Annotated in this window: 15 protein-coding genes; 11 read left to right on the forward strand and 4 right to left on the reverse strand. The window is 67.3% G+C overall.

The genetic code is table 11. The features are described from left to right. Nucleotides 1-143: 143 nt before the first annotated feature. The 3 genes from C8261_RS06925 to C8261_RS06935 form a co-directional block, all read right to left on the reverse strand. A complete protein-coding gene (locus tag C8261_RS06925; protein ID WP_107492920.1) occupies nucleotides 144-1283 on the reverse strand; it encodes a PQQ-dependent sugar dehydrogenase in 1140 nt (379 codons plus the stop codon). Nucleotides 1284-1635: 352 nt separating this feature from the next. Beyond that, nucleotides 1636-2244, reverse strand: coding sequence for a DUF805 domain-containing protein (locus tag C8261_RS06930; RefSeq protein WP_107492921.1), 609 nt, complete (start codon nucleotides 2242-2244; stop codon nucleotides 1636-1638). Between the two features lie 228 nt (nucleotides 2245-2472). Further along, nucleotides 2473-3591, reverse strand: coding sequence for a GGDEF domain-containing protein (locus C8261_RS06935; RefSeq protein ID WP_107492922.1), 1119 nt, complete (start codon nucleotides 3589-3591; stop codon nucleotides 2473-2475). A gap of 171 nt (nucleotides 3592-3762) precedes the next feature. Between C8261_RS06935 and C8261_RS06940 the strand changes: the two genes are divergently transcribed. The 4 genes from C8261_RS06940 to C8261_RS06955 all read left to right on the forward strand — a co-directional run bounded on the left by C8261_RS06940 (nucleotide 3763) and on the right by C8261_RS06955 (nucleotide 7980). Continuing rightward, complete coding sequence (locus C8261_RS06940; RefSeq protein WP_107492923.1) at nucleotides 3763-5868, forward strand: TonB-dependent receptor family protein; 2106 nt, start codon at nucleotides 3763-3765, stop codon at nucleotides 5866-5868. A gap of 143 nt (nucleotides 5869-6011) precedes the next feature. Then, nucleotides 6012-6707: an alpha/beta fold hydrolase gene (locus tag C8261_RS06945; RefSeq protein WP_107492924.1), complete on the forward strand. Its 696-nt coding sequence runs from the start codon at nucleotides 6012-6014 to the stop codon at nucleotides 6705-6707. Nucleotides 6708-6754: 47 nt separating this feature from the next. Then, nucleotides 6755-7267 (forward strand): GNAT family N-acetyltransferase, encoded by a 513-nt coding sequence (locus C8261_RS06950; protein WP_181358873.1) that lies wholly within the window; start codon nucleotides 6755-6757, stop codon nucleotides 7265-7267. 41 nt (nucleotides 7268-7308) lie between these two features. After that, the gene (locus C8261_RS06955; RefSeq protein ID WP_107492926.1) at nucleotides 7309-7980 is read left to right on the forward strand and encodes a DUF6498-containing protein; all 672 of its coding nucleotides are present in this window, start codon (nucleotides 7309-7311) and stop codon (nucleotides 7978-7980) included. A gap of 62 nt (nucleotides 7981-8042) precedes the next feature. Here the strand turns inward: C8261_RS06955 and clpB are convergent, their stop codons facing one another. Next, nucleotides 8043-10637, reverse strand: coding sequence for an ATP-dependent chaperone ClpB (gene clpB, locus C8261_RS06960; protein ID WP_107492982.1), 2595 nt, complete (start codon nucleotides 10635-10637; stop codon nucleotides 8043-8045). Between the two features lie 181 nt (nucleotides 10638-10818). Between clpB and C8261_RS06965 the strand changes: the two genes are divergently transcribed. The 7 genes from C8261_RS06965 to C8261_RS06995 all read left to right on the forward strand — a co-directional run bounded on the left by C8261_RS06965 (nucleotide 10819) and on the right by C8261_RS06995 (nucleotide 16403). Continuing rightward, a complete protein-coding gene (locus C8261_RS06965) occupies nucleotides 10819-11106 on the forward strand; it encodes a DUF1330 domain-containing protein (protein WP_107492927.1) in 288 nt (95 codons plus the stop codon). An 85-nt stretch (nucleotides 11107-11191) separates the two neighbouring features. Continuing rightward, the gene (locus C8261_RS06970) at nucleotides 11192-11431 is read left to right on the forward strand and encodes an AbrB/MazE/SpoVT family DNA-binding domain-containing protein (RefSeq protein WP_107492928.1); all 240 of its coding nucleotides are present in this window, start codon (nucleotides 11192-11194) and stop codon (nucleotides 11429-11431) included. Further along, nucleotides 11428-11862: a putative toxin-antitoxin system toxin component, PIN family gene (locus tag C8261_RS06975; RefSeq protein ID WP_107492929.1), complete on the forward strand. Its 435-nt coding sequence runs from the start codon at nucleotides 11428-11430 to the stop codon at nucleotides 11860-11862. Before C8261_RS06970 ends, C8261_RS06975 begins: the two co-directional genes overlap by 4 nt. Before the next feature lie 7 nt (nucleotides 11863-11869). Then, entirely contained in the window at nucleotides 11870-12220 is a 351-nt protein-coding gene (gene arsC / locus C8261_RS06980) for an arsenate reductase (glutaredoxin) (protein WP_107492930.1), read from the forward strand. Between the two features lie 13 nt (nucleotides 12221-12233). Beyond that, nucleotides 12234-13652 carry a sigma-54 interaction domain-containing protein gene (locus C8261_RS06985; protein WP_107492931.1) on the forward strand — a complete coding sequence of 473 codons (1419 nt, stop codon included), beginning with the start codon at nucleotides 12234-12236 and terminating at the stop codon, nucleotides 13650-13652. A gap of 268 nt (nucleotides 13653-13920) precedes the next feature. Then, complete coding sequence (locus C8261_RS06990; RefSeq protein WP_107492932.1) at nucleotides 13921-14355, forward strand: hypothetical protein; 435 nt, start codon at nucleotides 13921-13923, stop codon at nucleotides 14353-14355. Nucleotides 14356-14381: 26 nt separating this feature from the next. Beyond that, the gene (locus C8261_RS06995; RefSeq protein ID WP_107492933.1) at nucleotides 14382-16403 is read left to right on the forward strand and encodes an acyl CoA:acetate/3-ketoacid CoA transferase; all 2022 of its coding nucleotides are present in this window, start codon (nucleotides 14382-14384) and stop codon (nucleotides 16401-16403) included. Nucleotides 16404-16565 lie beyond the last annotated feature (162 nt).

The raw sequence follows: 16565 nt of genomic DNA on the forward strand, positions 1-16565 counted from the left end.
CTCCGCGCCACCGCACACCAGCCGGCAGATCGCGGCAAGCTGTGCCAGCCGACACTGCATCGGCACGCCGCTCTATATCTTTAGATAGAAAGTGTAGCGCGCCCGCGGGAAGAAGGCCAATTCTGGCCGCATAGGCGCAGCAATCACGGGCGCTGCACGCGGAGTATACGGCCGGCGCTCTCGTCGAGCAGGTAGAGACGGCCGTCCGGGCCCTGGCGCACATCGCGGATGCGGTGACCGAGCTCGCCCAGCAGACGCTCCTCGCCGACCACCTTCTCGCCGTCGAGGCTCAGGCGTACCAGCATCGCCCCACGCAGCGCGCCGACGAACAGGCTGCCCTGCCAGACGGGAAACTCGCTGCCGGTGTAGAAGGCCATCCCGGAGGGCGCAATCGACGGCGTCCATTGCAGCAGCGGCGGCGTCACGTCGTCACGCGCACTGCCTTCGCCGATGCGCCACCCGGTAACGTACTCGCGGCCATGGGTGATCACCGGCCAGCCATAGTTGTGACCGGCAAGCGTGAGGTTGACCTCGTCGCCGCCCTGCGGACCGTGCTCGTGGGTCCACAGTTGCCCGCTGCGCGGATGCAGCGCCGCGCCCTGGACGTTGCGATGGCCGTACGACCAGATCTCCGCCAGCACCCCCGCCCGGCCCACAAAGGGATTGTCCGCCGGCACGCTGCCGTCGGGGGCGATGCGCACCACCTTGCCGAGGTGGCTGTCGAGATCCTGCGCGCGCTGACGGTGATTGAAGCGGTCCCCGAGAGTGACGTAGAGCATGCCATCGTTGCCGAACACCAGCCGCGCCCCCCAGTGGTGTCCGCCGCCGGGGCTTTCGCTCTGGGCGAAGATGCGCTCCACCGCGCTCAGGCGCAACGCATCGGCATCAAGCACCGCACGCGCCACCGCAGTGCGCGCCCCACGCCCGTGCGGCTCGGCATAGGCGAAGTAGATGCGCCGGTCACGTTCGAAATCGGGCCCCAGCACGACGTCCAGCAAGCCACCCTGCGAACGCGCATGCACTGCCGGCACGCCTGCGAGCGGCGCCGACAGGCTGCCGTCGGCCGCGACAATGCGCAGCCGCCCCGGACGCTCGCTGACCAGCATGCGCCCATCGGGCAGGAAGGCCAGCCCCCACGGCGTATCCAGCCCGCGCGCCAGTTCGACGACGCGCAACGGCCCTGCCGACGATTCGAAACGCCCCACCTCCGTCTGTGCCCACGCCAGCGCCGCGCCGGCCGCCAGCAACAGCGTCATCACGCCCCGTCCGAGAACCCCCGTCATCGCCCCCTCCTTGCCGATCCGGCACTGCGCTGGCCGCTCCAGGCGGCTCCCCTGTCCGGCAGACCGCGGGCGCGGCGCTGAAGTTCAAAGCGCCCGGCGTCCCCCGGCGCGCAGGCAGTGCCATGCACAAGGCACTACAGGCGCATGGGCACGCTGTCTCCACGCAAACACCCGAGTTAGACAAGTGCCGGCACCAGCATCAGCCATGCTCCCGGCCACCGCCGATCCCGACTGGCGGCGCTGCGGACTCAGGGCGGTACCGCTTCGCAGCGTGCGCTGATGATGCTGATCGTAGTCAGTCTGCTCAAGCGGGGACGTGGACAGCCGCCCTGGCGGACTGCCATTTACAGGCTCAGTTGAGCTGTTCGGCCTGAGCGGCAGCGTTGGCACGCTGCACGTAATCCTGATAGGCGGGAATGGCGACGGCCGCGAGCACGCCGACGACGAACACCAGCGGCAGAATGCAGGCCAGCAGGATCACGCCGATGCTGTTCGGCGCAGTACGCTGACCGAAGCGGTTGCTGCCTTTGGTACCGGGAACGAACAGAAACAGCAAGTTGATCAGCGGCACGAACAACAGCAGCGACATCCAGCCGGTACTGTCGAAGTCGTGCGCCCGCTTGATGGTGAGCATGATCTGGATCACCAGCAGCAGAACGTAGCCCACGATGACAGCAAGACCCGCCAGCGCATTACCGCCGTCCTGTCCCAGCACCATATAAGCCAGGCCGACGACGAGTGCGCCCACGAGGTAAAGCAGCAGAGTCAGGCCAATGGAATAGCCAAGGTAGCGCACCCGGCCAATACGCCCTTGCGCAGAAAACAAGCGAAGGCGGAACTCGCTTGCACGCTCGTCGCCGGCTGCGGCGCCCCCCACGTCCACGGCCGGCGCCGCGTACGGATTCACTGACTGAGTATCCTGCATTTCCTTCCCCAAGAAGCTGTCGTCGGCGGCGTCCATCCAGGGCCCGGCAACGACACACGAGACGCCTGCGGCACACCCGATTACGCTAAATGAATATTCCCGTTTCCTGACAAAGTGTATCACCGCATACAGCGAATCATGCCAAACGGCAGCACTCACCTGCGCACATCAACGCACAGCATCCTCGCGTTCGCTCCCGGTGGCCGTTGATCGAGGCCAGGCGGCGCAAAGCTCCCCCTTCGCCGCAAGGGGAATCATCAAGCTTCAGTCCAGCGCAGGCGCGACAACCACACAGTTGCGCCCCTGCGCCTTGGCCGCGTACATCGCGCGGTCACCGCGGCGCATCAGCGACGAAAGGGTCTCGTCGCCATCTGCGGTGATCGCCACGCCGATGCTCACCGTCGGCTTTACCACCCCTTCGGGCAGCTCGCAGCACAACCGGGCCACTGCCGCGCGCAGGCGTTCGGCCGCCGCGCAAGCCTCGTCGAGCGCCGTCTCCGGCATCAGCACGGCGAACTCCTCGCCCCCCAGGCGCGCCAGGCAGTCATTGCTGCGCACCGTCGCCGCACACACCGCCGCCACCGCCTTGAGCACCTCGTCGCCGGCAAGATGACCATAGCTGTCGTTGATCGGCTTGAAGTGATCGATATCGACCATCAACAGGGCCAGCGCATGGCGATAACGCACCGCGCGCTGCAGCTCGGCCTGGCCGCTGTCGATGAAGCAGCGCCGGTTGGCCAGACCGGTCAGGGCATCGCGCCTGACCTGCTGTTCCAGCTCCTCGATGAGCGCGTCGTTGCGCTGGCGCAGGACCAGCGCCTCAGTGGTGCTGGCGTGGATCTTCAGACCCACCATCAGCATCAGCGCAATGTACAGCCCCCCCAGTACTGTCAGCCCGAGGCTGAACAGCGTGCCATCGAGCAGCGGCGGCCCCACCAGCGCCAGCGCGGGCGCGATCAGGTCGGAAAACAGCAGGCGCCGGTGCGGATTGCTCATCACCACGGTCAGCGAGATCAGGCCCACATGCACCAGCATGACGAACATCAGGTTGGCCAGATTGCCGGGCTGGTAGGCCCACACCACGATGGACGACCACATCGCCATGTGCGCGCCGTGCGCCAGCGCAATCCGCCGCGCCCAGCGCACCTCATCCTGCGCCACCGCCGCAGCACGGCGAAAACGCAGATAGACATTGACGTAGACGGCAATCACCACCAGCTCCACCGCCGCCCACAGCAGAGCCTGCCACCACGGCACCCACAGGGTCAGCAGCGTCGCCACCACCACCGTCAGCGGCGGCGCCAGATAGCGGTCGTGCAGATGGTTGTCGACGTACAAGCCGAGCTGATGCAGGCGCACGCTCGCGCCACCTTGATCTTCCATGCCCCTCCCCGAGCGGCGCGCGCAAGACAGGAAGCGCGGCACCGGCAATCGGCCATGTTAGCGCATTGGAAAAATCAGCGACAAGCGCATGGCTACGCCCTTTGCGGCACACTGCACGGAACCTCGCCGGGCGTGCTTCATCATACCGGCGCATAACCCTTGCCATCCCCCATGTCCCCACTGACCCGCCCGTCGCCTGCCATGCTGCTTGCCACACTGCTGGCAGCCCCCGCCGCAGCGCAGGCACAACCGGCCGACCCCACCCTCAATCCGGTGGTGGTCAGCGGCAGCCGCGCGGAGGCCGAGAGCTTCGACCTGCCCTACTCGGTGGACCTCATCGAGCTGTCCGCGCAGCGCGCCGGCAAGCTGGGCGTGAATGTCTCCGAAGCACTCGCCGGGGTGCCCGGGCTGGTGGTGCAGAACCGCCAGAACTACGCTCAGGACCTGCAGATCTCGGTGCGTGGCTTCGGCGCGCGCGCCGCCTTCGGGGTGCGCGGCGTGAAGCTGGTCGCCGACGGCATCCCGGCCAGCAACCCGGACGGCCAGGGCCAGGCCGCCACCTTCAACCTGGATACCGCCGAACGCATCGAGGTGCTGCGCGGCCCCTTCGCCACCACCTACGGCAACCACGCCGGCGGCGTGATCCAGCTCTTCTCGCGCGACGGCCAGGGCGCACCCAGCCTGAGCGGCCACTACACCGCCGGGTCCTGGGGCACGCGCAAGGCCGGTCTGGGCGCGGAAGGCGAGGCGCGCGGTATCGGCTACGTGCTGGACGCCTCGCGCTTCGACACCGACGGCTACCGCGACCACAGCGCCACCACCCGCGACCAGGCCTTCGCCAAGCTCACCCTGCGCCCCAACGAGGACGGCAAGCTCAGCCTGGTGGCCAACGCGCTGCGCCAGGACGGCACCAAAGACCCGCAGGGCCTGAGCTGGGACAGCTGGCGGCGCGATCCGCGCGCAGTGGAAGACCCGGCGCGCCTCTTCAACGCCCGCAAGGACATCTCGCACCGCCAGGCCGGCGCCACCTGGGACCAGCGCATCGGCGCCGGCCGCCTGCAGATCACCGTCTATGGCGGGCAGCGCAGCGTGGTGCAGTTCCAGTCCATCCCCACCGCGGTGCAGGCCAACCCGCGCCATTCCGGCGGGGTGATCGACTTCGAGCGCGATTTCCACGGCCTCAACGCACGCTGGATCCACACCCTGGACCTGGGCAGCGGCGTCCTCACCCTGACCGGCGGCGCCGACTACGACCGTGCGCGCGACAAGCGCCGTGGCTACGAGAACTTCGTCGGCACCACGCTGGGGGTCAAGGGCGCGCTGCGGCGCAAGGAAGTGGACACCGTCACCAGCCTGGACCCCTACGTGCAGGCCAGCTGGGAAACCGAAAAGTGGGTGCTGCAGGCGGGCCTGCGCCACAGCCGGGTGAGGTTCGACGTCGATGACCGCTACATCACCGCCACCAACCCGGACGACAGCGGCAGCGTGAGCTTCCGCCGCAGCACCCCGGCGCTGGGCATCGTGTGGCGCCCCGACCCGGCGCTCAACCTCTACGCCAGCGTGGCGCGCGGCTTCGAGACCCCCACGCTCAACGAACTGTCCTACTCCGGCACCACCGGCACCGACGGCTTCAACTTCGACCTGCAGCCCTCGCGCAGCAAGCAACTGGAAATCGGCGCCAAGGCCTTCATCGGCGCCTCCACCCGCCTCAACGCCGCGCTGTTCCGCATCACCACCGCAGACGAACTGGTGGTGCTGGCCGCCGTGGGCGGGCGCACCGTGTTCCACAACGCCGCCCGCACCCTGCGCCAGGGCGTGGAGCTTGCGCTGGATACCGAGTTCAACCCGCAGTGGCGCGGCCGCTTCGCCCTCACCCGCCTGCGCGCCACCTACGACCAGGCCTTCGACAGCCGCGGCACCACCATCCCCGCAGGCAAGCGCATCCCCGGCATCCCCGCCACCAGCGCCTACGCCGAACTCGCCTGGACGCCGCGCGACGGGCTCAGCGCCGCAGTGGAAGCCAACTACCGCAGCAAGGTCTACGTGGAAGACAGCAACACCGCACGCGCCGCACCGGCCCACACCCTGGTCAACCTGCGCCTGACCGCCGAACAGCAGCACGGCGGCTGGAGCTTCGGCCAGATGCTGCGCCTGGACAACGTCTTCGACCGCAAGCACGTCGCCGCGGCGATCGTCGGCGACGGCAACGGCCGCTACTACGAACCCGGCCCCACCCGCAGCTGGTACGCAGGCGTGCACGCCAGCTACGGCTTCTGACGCAGAAGCAACGAACTCCACGGCGCTGGCACCATGGATTCATGTTGCGGTATCGTCAGGTGCTGACAACGGCGCCTGCTGCAGCCTCAGGACGCATTGATCCACGCACGGGCGGCAGCCCAAGCCAGCAACCGGACACACCCATGGTCACCTTGGTCTTGCTCCCCGGTCTTGATGGAACAGGCCTGCTGCTCAGGGATTTCGCTACGGCATGCGGACCGGACATCAAGGTCATTACAGCCTCCTACCCAAGCGACAGGACGCTCGACTACGCCGAGCTGGAATCCGTGGCGCGCAGCTTCCTGCCCGCTGACGAACCCTTCTTCCTGCTCGCAGAATCGTTTTCCGGCCCAATCGGCATCTCCATCGCGGCGCGTCCTCCACCGCACATGCGTGGACTGATCCTGTGCTGTTCGTTCGCCCGCAACCCCCAGCCCATGCTGGCAGCCTTGCGCCCATTCATCTCCATCCTGCCGGTTTCTCTGCTGCCGGTCGGTCTGATCGCCTGCTTCGTGCTTGGCCGCTTCAAGTCGCCCGCAGGTGTGGACGCCCTTGCCAGCACCCTCGCATCGGTATCGCCTGCGGTGGTGCGCAAGCGGCTCGGCACCGTGCTGGCGGCTGACATGACCGATGCGCTGGCCAGGGTGCGCATTCCCGTTCTCTATCTGCGCGCCGCCGATGATCGCGTCGTGCCACGTGCCTCGTCTGAACTGGTGATGAGCCATGCACCACAGACACAGGTGGTCGAACTCAGCGCGCCGCACTTTCTCCTTCAGGCCTTGCCCTTGCAGGCCGCCGCACGGGTTTCCGGATTCATCGATGAGCACACCGCCGGATAATGAGTTTGGACAGACCTCTCAGAGCAGCCGCCCCCCGGAGGCCCCAGATGCCCAGCATAGAACTCCAGCCCTTCCGCCCCACGCACGACATGCCGCTCATCGAACGCTGGCTCCGCGACCCTGAGGTGTCACGCTGGTGGGGCGAGTCGGCGCAAGTGCAGGCGGCACTGGCCGGGCATCCTGCCGACCATGCCGCGCTCATTCACGTCGACGGCGTAGCGGTGGGTCTGCTGTGCTGGCAGATACCCACACGCAGGGAGCTGGCCGACGCGGGTCTGGACGATCTGCCGGCGGATCTGGTCGATATCGACATCGTGATCGGCGAAGCGGGCATGCGGGGACAGGGCCTTGGGCCGCTGGCCCTTGAGTTGCTGTTCGAACGCCTGCGCCGGGAAGGCGTCAAGCTGGTCGGCGTGGCCACCGCCCTTGGCAACTCACACGCCCTGGCCGCATATGCCAGAGTGGGCCTGCAGCCCTACCGCGACTTCTTCGAACTGGGCGAGGACTACCGCTATCTGACCCGGCATCTGGACAACCCTGGCCAGCCCTCAGCCGGGTGACGCCTCACAGTGCGAACACTCACAGTTACCGAGGCATTGCCATGACCCACGACCGCAGCCTGTTTCCCATCATCGCCACCAACATTGCCACCATCATCGCCGCACTCTGGGCGGACTGGGGGCTGGGCCAGCTGCTCTGGCCCTACTGGATGCAGAGCGTGATCATCGGTTTCTATGCGCGCCGGCGCATCCTGGCGCTGCAGGACTTCTGCACCGAGGGCTTCAAGGTCAACAACCGCGCCGTCGCCCCGACGGTGCAGACGCAGCGCCAGACCGCCAACTTCTTCGCCCTGCACTATGGCGGCTTCCATTTCTTCTACCTGTTCTTCCTGCTCGCCTTCGCCGCCGCGGCGGACCCGAGCGGCCATGTACCAGTGACCAACACCAATACCGGCGAGGTCAGCATGATGCACATCGGCCACACCGGAGGGCTCGACATGCTGATCTACCTCGCTCTGGGCGTGGGTTTCTGGCTCAGCCACCGCGGTTCGCACCGCGAGCACGTGCAAGCCGACCTGCAGCGCAAGCCGAACATCGGCACGCTGATGTTCCTGCCTTACCTGCGGGTGATTCCGATGCACCTGACCATCATCTTTGGTGCCGTCCTCGGCGGCGGGGCAGCACTGGCGCTGTTCGCGACCCTGAAGACGGTCGCCGACGTGGCCATGCACAAGGTGGAACATCGCTGGCTGCAGGCGGGGAAAACCGCGTAGCGGACGGCCGCGCGGAAAAGGAAACCCCGGCCGCAGCCGGGGGCGCTGCACCGGCAGCGTGCTTATCCGCCCCGCGTAAAGCTCAGCTTTCCGCCTGCCGCATCGACCCTGATGCGATCCTTGGCGGCAAACTGCCCCTCCAGGATGGCCTTGGCGAGCGGGTTTTCGATGCGCTCCTGGATGGCGCGCTTCAGCGGCCGCGCGCCGAACACCGGATCGAAGCCCGCCTCGGCGATTTCCGCCAGCGCCGCGTCGCTCACCTCCATGCTCATCTCCAGACGTGCCAGGCGCTTTTCCAGGTACTGCAGCTGGATGCGGGCAATGCCGGCAATGTGCTTTTCGTCGAGCGCGTGGAACACCACCAGTTCGTCGATGCGGTTGATGAACTCGGGGCGGAAGTAGGTCTTCACCTCGGCCATCACCGCGAGCTTGATCACGCCGTAGTCGTCGCCGGCCATCTGCTGGATCATCTGGCTGCCCAGGTTGCTGGTCATGACGATGACGGTGTTCTTGAAGTCCACGGTGCGGCCCTGCCCGTCGGTCATGCGGCCGTCGTCGAGCACCTGCAGCAGCACGTTGAAGACGTCCGGGTGGGCCTTTTCGACCTCGTCGAAGAGAATCACACTGTAGGGCTTGCGGCGCACCTGCTCGGTGAGATAGCCGCCTTCCTCGTAGCCAACGTAGCCCGGGGGCGCGCCGATCAGGCGGGCCACCGAGTGCTTCTCCATGAACTCGCTCATGTCGATGCGGATGAGGTGCTCTTCCGAATCGAAGAGGAACTCCGCCAGCGTCTTGCACAGCTCGGTCTTGCCCACGCCGGTGGGGCCGAGGAACAGGAAGGAGCCGTAGGGACGGTTCTCGTCGGAGAGCCCGGCGCGCGAGCGGCGGATGGCATCCGACACCAGGCGCACCGCCTCGTCCTGCCCGACCACGCGGCCGTGCAGGCGCTCTTCCATCTTCAAGAGCTTGTCGCGCTCGCCCTGCATCATCTTGCTCACCGGAATGCCGGTGGCGCGCGAGACGACTTCGGCAATTTCCTCGGCGCCGACCTGGGTGCGCAGCAGCTTGTTGGGGGTGGCGCTTTCACCGGCCTGTTCGGCCATCCTGAGCTGGCCTTCCAGTTGCGGCAGCTTGCCGTACTGCAGCTCGGCAACCTTGTCGAGCTGGCCCTTGCGCTGGAACTCGGCCATCTGCGCGCGCAGTGCGTCGATCTCTTCCTTGATGTGGGCAGAACCGGCAACCTTGGCCTTCTCCGCCTTCCACACCTCTTCCAGATCGTTGTACTCGCGCTGCAGCTTGGCGAGTTCTTCCTCGATCAGCTGCAAACGCTTCTGCGAGGCTTCGTCCTTTTCCTTCTTCACCGCCTCGCGCTCGATCTTGAGCTGGATCATGCGGCGGTCGAGCTTGTCCATCACCTCCGGCTTGGAGTCGATCTCCATCTTGATGCGCGCGGCGGCCTCGTCGATGAGGTCGATGGCCTTGTCGGGCAGGAAGCGGTCGGTGATGTAGCGGTGGCTGAGTTCCGCGGCGGCAACGATGGCCGGGTCGGTGATGTCCACGCCGTGGTGGATCTCGTACTTCTCCTGCAGGCCGCGCAGGATGGCGATGGTCGATTCCACCGTGGGCTCGTCCACCAGCACCTTCTGGAAGCGGCGCTCCAGCGCGGCGTCCTTCTCGATGTACTTGCGGTATTCGTCCAGCGTGGTGGCGCCGATGCAGTGCAGCTCGCCGCGCGCCAGCGCGGGCTTGAGCATGTTGCCGGCGTCCATTGCGCCTTCGGCCTTGCCGGCGCCCACCATGGTATGGATCTCGTCGATGAACAGGATGATGCGCCCTTCGTCCTGGGCAATGTCCTTCAGCACCGCCTTCAGGCGTTCCTCGAACTCACCGCGGTACTTGGCGCCGGCCAGCAGCGCGGCCATGTCGAGCGACAGCACCTTCTTGCCCTTCAGGGTTTCCGGCACCTCGTCATTGACGATGCGCTGGGCCAGACCTTCGACGATGGCGGTCTTGCCCACGCCCGGTTCGCCGATCAGCACCGGGTTGTTCTTGGTGCGGCGCTGCAGGATCTGGATGGCACGGCGGATCTCGTCGTCGCGCCCGATCACCGGGTCGAGCTTGCCCTGGCGGGCGCGCTCGGTCAGATCCATGCAGTACTTCTTCAGCGCCTCGCGCTGGCCTTCGGCCTCCTGGCTGTCCACATGCTGCCCGCCGCGCACGGCCAGCACCGCGGCTTCCAGCGCCTTGCGGGTGAGGCCGTGCTCCTTGAGCAGGCGGCCGGCCTCGCCCCCGCTCTTGCCACCCTCGTCGGCAAGCGCGAGCAGGAACATCTCGCTGGCGATGAACTGGTCGCCACGCTTCTGCGCTTCCTTGTCGGTGAGGTTGAGCAGGTTGTTGAGGTCGCGCCCCACCTGCACCTCGCCACCGTGGCCTTCCACCTTGGGCAGGCGCTCGATGGCGCGCTGCAGCGCGGCCTTCAGCGGCGGCACATTCACCCCCGCGCGCTGCAACAGCGACACGGTACTGCCGTCGTCCTGGCCGATCATCGCGGCCAGCAGGTGCAGAGGCTCGATGAACTGCTGGTCGTTGCCCACCGCGATGCTCTGCGCATCGGCAATGGCCTGCTGGAACTTGGTAGTGAGTTTTTCGAAGCGCATGGCGGGCATTCCCCGGAAGATTTGACTGCCTCCTATGTGGGGCGGGTTTCGGTGCGTTCAAGAGGACGACACTCCACCACTGCCCGAATCGCGCGCAATGCAGTTCGGAAGCACCCTTCACCAGGCCCCGTTAGTCGCTACACTGTGTGCTCCCGACAACGCTCCCAAGCGCAGGAAGCACATGGCAAACGCTTACGTGATTGGCCACATCACCGTGAAGGACGAGGACAAGTGGGCCGAGTACCGCAACAAGGTGCCGGCCACGCTGCAGCCCTGGAATGCCGAACTGGTGATGCGCGGCAGCCTGGCCGCGGTGCTGGCCGGCGAGCACGCGCACGCCGACGTGGTGGTGATCCGCTTCCCCACGCTGGAAGCCGCGCAGGCCTGGTACGCATCCCCGGCCTACCAGGCGCTGATCCCGCTGCGCGAGGCGGCCGCCGATCTGGTGCTGACCTGCCACACGGCCTGATTCGGCCGCTTGCACTGCGCCCGCTTGCCCGGGCAGGGGCGACAGACCTATAGTAAGGAATCCTTACCATCTACCGGAGGCGGACATGCTCGCCAAGATGACCGCAAAGAACCAGCTCACCCTGCCCAAGAGCGTGACCAAGGCCATCGGCCCGGTGGAGTATTTCGACATCGAGACGCGTGACGGGCAGATCATCCTCACCCCGGTGCGCATCCAGCGCGCCGACGCCGTGCGCGCCAAGCTGGCGGCGCTGGAACTCGACGAGCAGGACATCCAGGACGCCGTGAGCTGGGCGCGCGAAGAAAGCGACCGGGCCGCTCAATGAGGCCGCCGCGCGTGGTGCTGGACACCAACCTGGTGCTCTCCGCGCTGGTGTTCGCCAACGGGCGCCTGAGCGCACTGCGTCATGCCTGGCAGGCCGGGCGCTTCATCGCGCTGGTTTCCCGCCCCACCACCGCAGAACTGATGCGCGTACTGGCCTACCCGAAGTTCCGCCTGAGCGCGGATGAACAGCAGGACCTGCTGGCCGACTACCTGCCGTGGTGCGAGACCGTCCGCATCCCTTCGCCGCCGCCCGCAACACCGCCATGCCGCGACTGTTTCGATGAACCCTTCCTGCAACTGGCAGTCGCCGGCCGCGCAGACTGCCTGGTTAGCGGGGACCGCGACCTGCTGGTCCTCGACGGCCCCCTGCCCTGTCCCATCCTGACAGCCGATACCTTCCTGACCCGCCATTGCACATCTGCCGAGGAATGAGCCGACCATGACCGCCCCTGTCCGCATCTACCACAACCCGCGCTGCTCCAAGAGCCGCTCCGCCTGCGCCATCCTGGCCGAAAAGGGCATCACGACCGAAGTGATCGAGTACCTCAAGACCCCGCCCGACCGCGCCACGCTGACCGCCCTGCTCGCCAAGCTGGGCCTGCGCGCCGAGGAATTGGTGCGCAAGGGCGAAGCCATCGTCAAGACCAAATACGCCGGCCGCGCGATGAGCGACCAGGACTGGCTGGAGGCCATGCTCGCCCACCCCATCCTGATCGAGCGTCCCATCGTGGTGGTGGGCGGGCGCGCCGTGATGGCCCGCCCGCCCGAGCGCGTGCTGGAACTGCTGTAAGGGGCCGCCCGCGATGCCGCGCAGCGCGCCCTTCGACTACGAGGACATCCGCCGCCGGGCGATGCAGTCGCTGTTCGAGAGCTTCGACAGCCTGTGCGAGGGCACCATCGTGGTGGACGGCGCGGCGCGCATCGTGTGGATCAACGAGCGCTATGCGCAGCGCTTCGGCCTGGCGCACGCCGAGGAGGCGATCGGCCGCGAGGTCGAGGAGATCATCCCCAGTTCGCTGATGCGCGAGGTGGTGAGGAGCGGCCAGCCCATCCTGCTCGACATCCTGGAGGTGGGCAGCGAATCCTTCGTGGTCACCCGCATCCCGCTCAAGGACGACAGCGGCCAGGTGATCGGCGCGGTGGGATTCGCGCTCTACGACCAGCTCCAGCCGCTCAAACCGTTCTACGCGCGCCTGGGCCGCCTGCAGCAGGAGCTCGCCCAGACCCGCAAGCGTCTGGCCGAGGAACGCCGGGCGAAGTACACCTTCTCCAACTTCGTCGGCACCAGCCCGGCGGCGATGGAGATCAAGCGCCAGGCGCGCCGCGCGGCGACGCTGGAGTCGCCGGTGCTGCTGCTCGGCGAAACCGGCACCGGCAAGGAGCTGATCGCCCACGCCATCCATGCCGCCTCGCCGCGCGCCGACCGCCCCTTCATCGGCGTGAACGTCGCCGCCATCCCCGAATCCCTGCTGGAAGCCGAGTTCTTCGGCACCACCGCGGGCGCCTACACCGGCGCCGACCGCAAGGGTCGGCTGGGCAAGTTCCAGGCCGCCGACGGCGGCACGCTGTTCCTCGACGAAGTGGGCGACATGCCGCTGCCGCTGCAGGCCAAGCTGCTGCGCGTGCTGCAGGAGCAGGAGGTGGAGCCGCTGGGTTCCGACCGCGTGATCCAGGTGGACGTGCGCATCATCGCCGCCACCAGCGTGGATCTGGCCGCACGCGTGGCCGACGGGCGTTTCCGCGCCGACCTCTTCTACCGCCTCAACGTGCTGCCGCTCAACCTGCCGCCACTGCGCGAACGTCTGGCCGACATCGAGGCGCTGTGCGAGCACATTCTGGAGGACAGTGCACGGCGCACCGGTCTGCCACAGCGCGAGCTCGACGCCGATGCCGTGGCGCTGTTCCGCCGCTGCGCCTGGCGCGGCAACATCCGCGAATTGCGCAACGTGCTGGAGCAGGTGTCCATGCTCTCAGACGAAGCACGCCTCAGCGCCGCCAACTTCGCCCATATCCTGGTCCCGACCCTGCCCGCCGCGGCGGACACGCCAGCCCCCCGCCCGCTGGACGCGGCATTGGCGGAGTTCGAGCGCGGGCTGATCCTCGATGCGCTCGCCGCGTGCGCCGGCAAGGTGCCGGAAGCCGCGCGCCGGCTCGGCATCGGGCGCGCCACGCTGTACAAGAAGATGACCGCACACGGGCTAAAGTCTCAAAACAGAGACTAGTCTACGTTCATGGACATGCTGCAATCCTCTGTGATTCCGGCTCTCCCGCCCCCTCTTGTCTCAATTCCGAGACGATTGTACTCAAGAATAGTCCAATCAATTACGGTTTTACTTTTTAATCAGCAACTTGCATAAGCGCGCACGGTAATTGCAACCCGTGCCCGGCAGCGGACGCAGAGCCGCAGCCCGCCCGCACCGGGCGCAAATGCACAAGGAGGAGACCGATGACCACTGATCCGACGCTGCCCACCGCAGACGTCCGCCCGGCATGAACGCGCCGGCGCTGAGGCTCGCGGAGTCCGCCGCTGCGCGGCCCTTCCGCCACGTCCTGCTGGCGACCGATTTTGCCACCACCACCGATGCCTTCCACCGCCGCCTGCTCGCTCTGGCGCGCAGCCGTGGCGAGCGCGTGAGCGTGCTGCACCTGCCGGTGGAGGGGGCACCCGACGACCCCTGCGCCAGCATCCTCGTCGATGGCCTGCTTGCCCGCCTGCAGATCGACCCCGCAGTGGCCTGGGTTGCCGGGCACGAAACCCTGCACGATGCCTTTCATGCCTGCGTCAAGGCCCACGGCGTCGATCTGGTCATCGCCGGGCGCTGCAGCGACCTGCCCGAACACGCCCCCTGCCGCCGCCTGCCCGGGCTGGCCGCGCAACTGGGCTGCACCCTGATCGCTCTCGAAGACAGTCCGGAGTGGCTGTAACGCCGCCCCGCCCAGGAGACCCCGCGATGACGACGCCCCCCCGCTTTCCCCAGGTCAGCCACCCGGTTCTCGCCAGCGGCGGCCTGCCGCGCCGCAGCAAGGTGGTGAGCGCCGCCGATGCGGTGCGCCTGATCCGCCCGGGCGACACCGTGGCCACCAGCGGCTTCGTCGGCATCGGCTTTGCAGAAGGCATCGCCTGCGCGCTGGAGGCGCTGTACCTCGACCCCAACCCCGGCCCCTTCGAGCGCCCGCGCGACCTCACCCTGATCTACGCCGCCGGCCAGGGCGACGGCAAGGGCCGCGGGCTCAACCACCTCGGTCACGAAGGCCTGGTGCGCCGGGTCATCGGCGGCCACTGGGGGCTGGTGCCGGCGCTGCAGAAACTCGCCATCGAAGACCGCATCGAGGCCTACAACCTGCCGCAGGGGGTGATCACCCATCTGTTCCGCGACATCGCCGCGGGCAAGCCCGGCACGCTGTCGCGCGTCGGTCTGGGGACCTTCGTCGATCCGCGCCACGGTGGCGGCAGGATCAACGCCCGCACCACCGAAGAACTGGTCAGCCTGATGGAGATCGGCGGCGAGGAATACCTGTTCTACAAGGCCCTGCCGATCAACGTCGGCATCATCCGCGGCACCACCGCCGATACCGACGGCAACGTCACCATGGAGAAGGAAGCACTCACCCTGGAGGCGCTGGCCATCGCCATGGCTGCACACAACTCCGGCGGCATCGTCATCGTGCAGGTCGAGCGCGTTGCCGAACGCGGCAGCCTCAGCCCGCGCCAGGTGAAGATTCCCGGCGTGCTGGTGGATTGCGTGGTGGTCGCCGAGCGCCCCGAGCACCACATGCAGACCTTCGTCGAACAGTACAACCCCGCCTTCTCCGGCGAAATCCGCATTCCCACCTCGGCGCTGGCGCCGATGCCGATGAGCGAACGCAAGATCATCGCCCGCCGCGCCGCGCTGGAACTGGCCGCCAACAGCGTGGTGAATCTGGGCATCGGCATGCCCGAGGGGGTGGCGGCGGTGGCTGCCGAAGAGAAGATCATCGACCTTCTCACCCTCACCGCCGAGCCCGGGGTGATCGGCGGCGTCCCCGCCTCCGGGCTCAACTTTGGCGCCGCGGTGAACACCGACGCCATCATCGACCAGCCCTACCAGTTCGATTTCTACGACGGCGGCGGGCTCGACGTCGCCTTCCTCGGCCTCGCCCAGGCCGACCGCGAGGGCAACCTCAATGTCAGCCGCTTCGGTCCGCGCCTGGCCGGCGCGGGTGGCTTCATCAACATCAGCCAGAACGCCAAGAAGGTGGTCTTTGTCGGCACCTTCACCGCCGGCGACCTGCAGCTGGCGCTGAAGGACGGCCAGCTCGCCATCGAGCGCGAAGGCGGCACGCGCAAGTTCGTCGCAGCGGTGGAACACCGCACCTTCAGCGGCGACTACGCCCGCCGCCGCCGGCAGCCGGTGCTCTACATCACCGAGCGCTGCGTGTTCCGCCTCGGCGAAGAAGGCCTCGAACTCACCGAGATCGCCCCGGGCATCGACCTCGAACGCGACATCCTCGCCCACATGGATTTCCGTCCGGCCATCTCGCCGCAACTGGCGACCATGGACGAGCGCATCTTCCGTGACGAAGCGATGGAACTGCGCGCCAGCCTGCTCGCCCTGCCGCTCGAACAGCGCCTCTTCTACGATGCCAACCACGGCGTGTTCTACGTGAACTTCGAAGGGCTGGTGATCCGCAGCCGCGAACAGATTGCCCACATCGGGCAACTCATCGAACGCTACCTGGCTCCGCTGGAAGAGCGCGTGCCGGCGATTGTCAATTACGACAACTTCTCCATCACCCCGGAACTCTGGGAACCCTATGCCGAGATGGTGCGCGGCGTGGTCGAGCGCTTCTATTCCAGCGTTACCCGCTATACCACCAGCACCTTCCAGCGCGCCCGCCTGACCGACGCGCTCTCCGGCCACGACATCAACCCGCAGATCTTCGCCGACCCGGCCAGCGCCCTGGCCCGCCTGCAGGATCTGGAGCGCGAATAGGAGGCCGGACGCCGCCCACTGTTGCTGCAACGCAACATTCCCCAGCGCGCAGATCTCCCGACCGCCTGGTCGACAACAGCACGGCATCGCCGTGTGCTATGTTAGTCGAAGAGGCTGGAGGGAGAGGTGGCGTGTCGCCTGCAGGCGACGGGCCATCCCGGA

Origin of the sequence: Pseudothauera lacus, from assembly GCF_003034845.1 — a bacterium.
Lineage (GTDB): Bacteria > Pseudomonadota > Gammaproteobacteria > Burkholderiales > Rhodocyclaceae > Pseudothauera > Pseudothauera lacus.

Coding starts and splice junctions, on each gene's coding strand:
- C8261_RS06925 (WP_107492920.1), bottom strand. CDS start 1,283: ATGACGGGGGTTCTCGGACGGGGCGTGATGACGCTGTTGCTGGCGGCC.
- C8261_RS06930 (WP_107492921.1), bottom strand. CDS start 2,244: ATGGACGCCGCCGACGACAGCTTCTTGGGGAAGGAAATGCAGGATACT.
- C8261_RS06935 (WP_107492922.1), bottom strand. CDS start 3,591: ATGGAAGATCAAGGTGGCGCGAGCGTGCGCCTGCATCAGCTCGGCTTG.
- C8261_RS06940 (WP_107492923.1), top strand. CDS start 3,763: ATGTCCCCACTGACCCGCCCGTCGCCTGCCATGCTGCTTGCCACACTG.
- C8261_RS06945 (WP_107492924.1), top strand. CDS start 6,012: ATGGTCACCTTGGTCTTGCTCCCCGGTCTTGATGGAACAGGCCTGCTG.
- C8261_RS06950 (WP_181358873.1), top strand. CDS start 6,755: ATGCCCAGCATAGAACTCCAGCCCTTCCGCCCCACGCACGACATGCCG.
- C8261_RS06955 (WP_107492926.1), top strand. CDS start 7,309: ATGACCCACGACCGCAGCCTGTTTCCCATCATCGCCACCAACATTGCC.
- clpB (WP_107492982.1), bottom strand. CDS start 10,637: ATGCGCTTCGAAAAACTCACTACCAAGTTCCAGCAGGCCATTGCCGAT.
- C8261_RS06965 (WP_107492927.1), top strand. CDS start 10,819: ATGGCAAACGCTTACGTGATTGGCCACATCACCGTGAAGGACGAGGAC.
- C8261_RS06970 (WP_107492928.1), top strand. CDS start 11,192: ATGCTCGCCAAGATGACCGCAAAGAACCAGCTCACCCTGCCCAAGAGC.
- C8261_RS06975 (WP_107492929.1), top strand. CDS start 11,428: ATGAGGCCGCCGCGCGTGGTGCTGGACACCAACCTGGTGCTCTCCGCG.
- arsC (WP_107492930.1), top strand. CDS start 11,870: ATGACCGCCCCTGTCCGCATCTACCACAACCCGCGCTGCTCCAAGAGC.
- C8261_RS06985 (WP_107492931.1), top strand. CDS start 12,234: ATGCCGCGCAGCGCGCCCTTCGACTACGAGGACATCCGCCGCCGGGCG.
- C8261_RS06990 (WP_107492932.1), top strand. CDS start 13,921: ATGAACGCGCCGGCGCTGAGGCTCGCGGAGTCCGCCGCTGCGCGGCCC.
- C8261_RS06995 (WP_107492933.1), top strand. CDS start 14,382: ATGACGACGCCCCCCCGCTTTCCCCAGGTCAGCCACCCGGTTCTCGCC.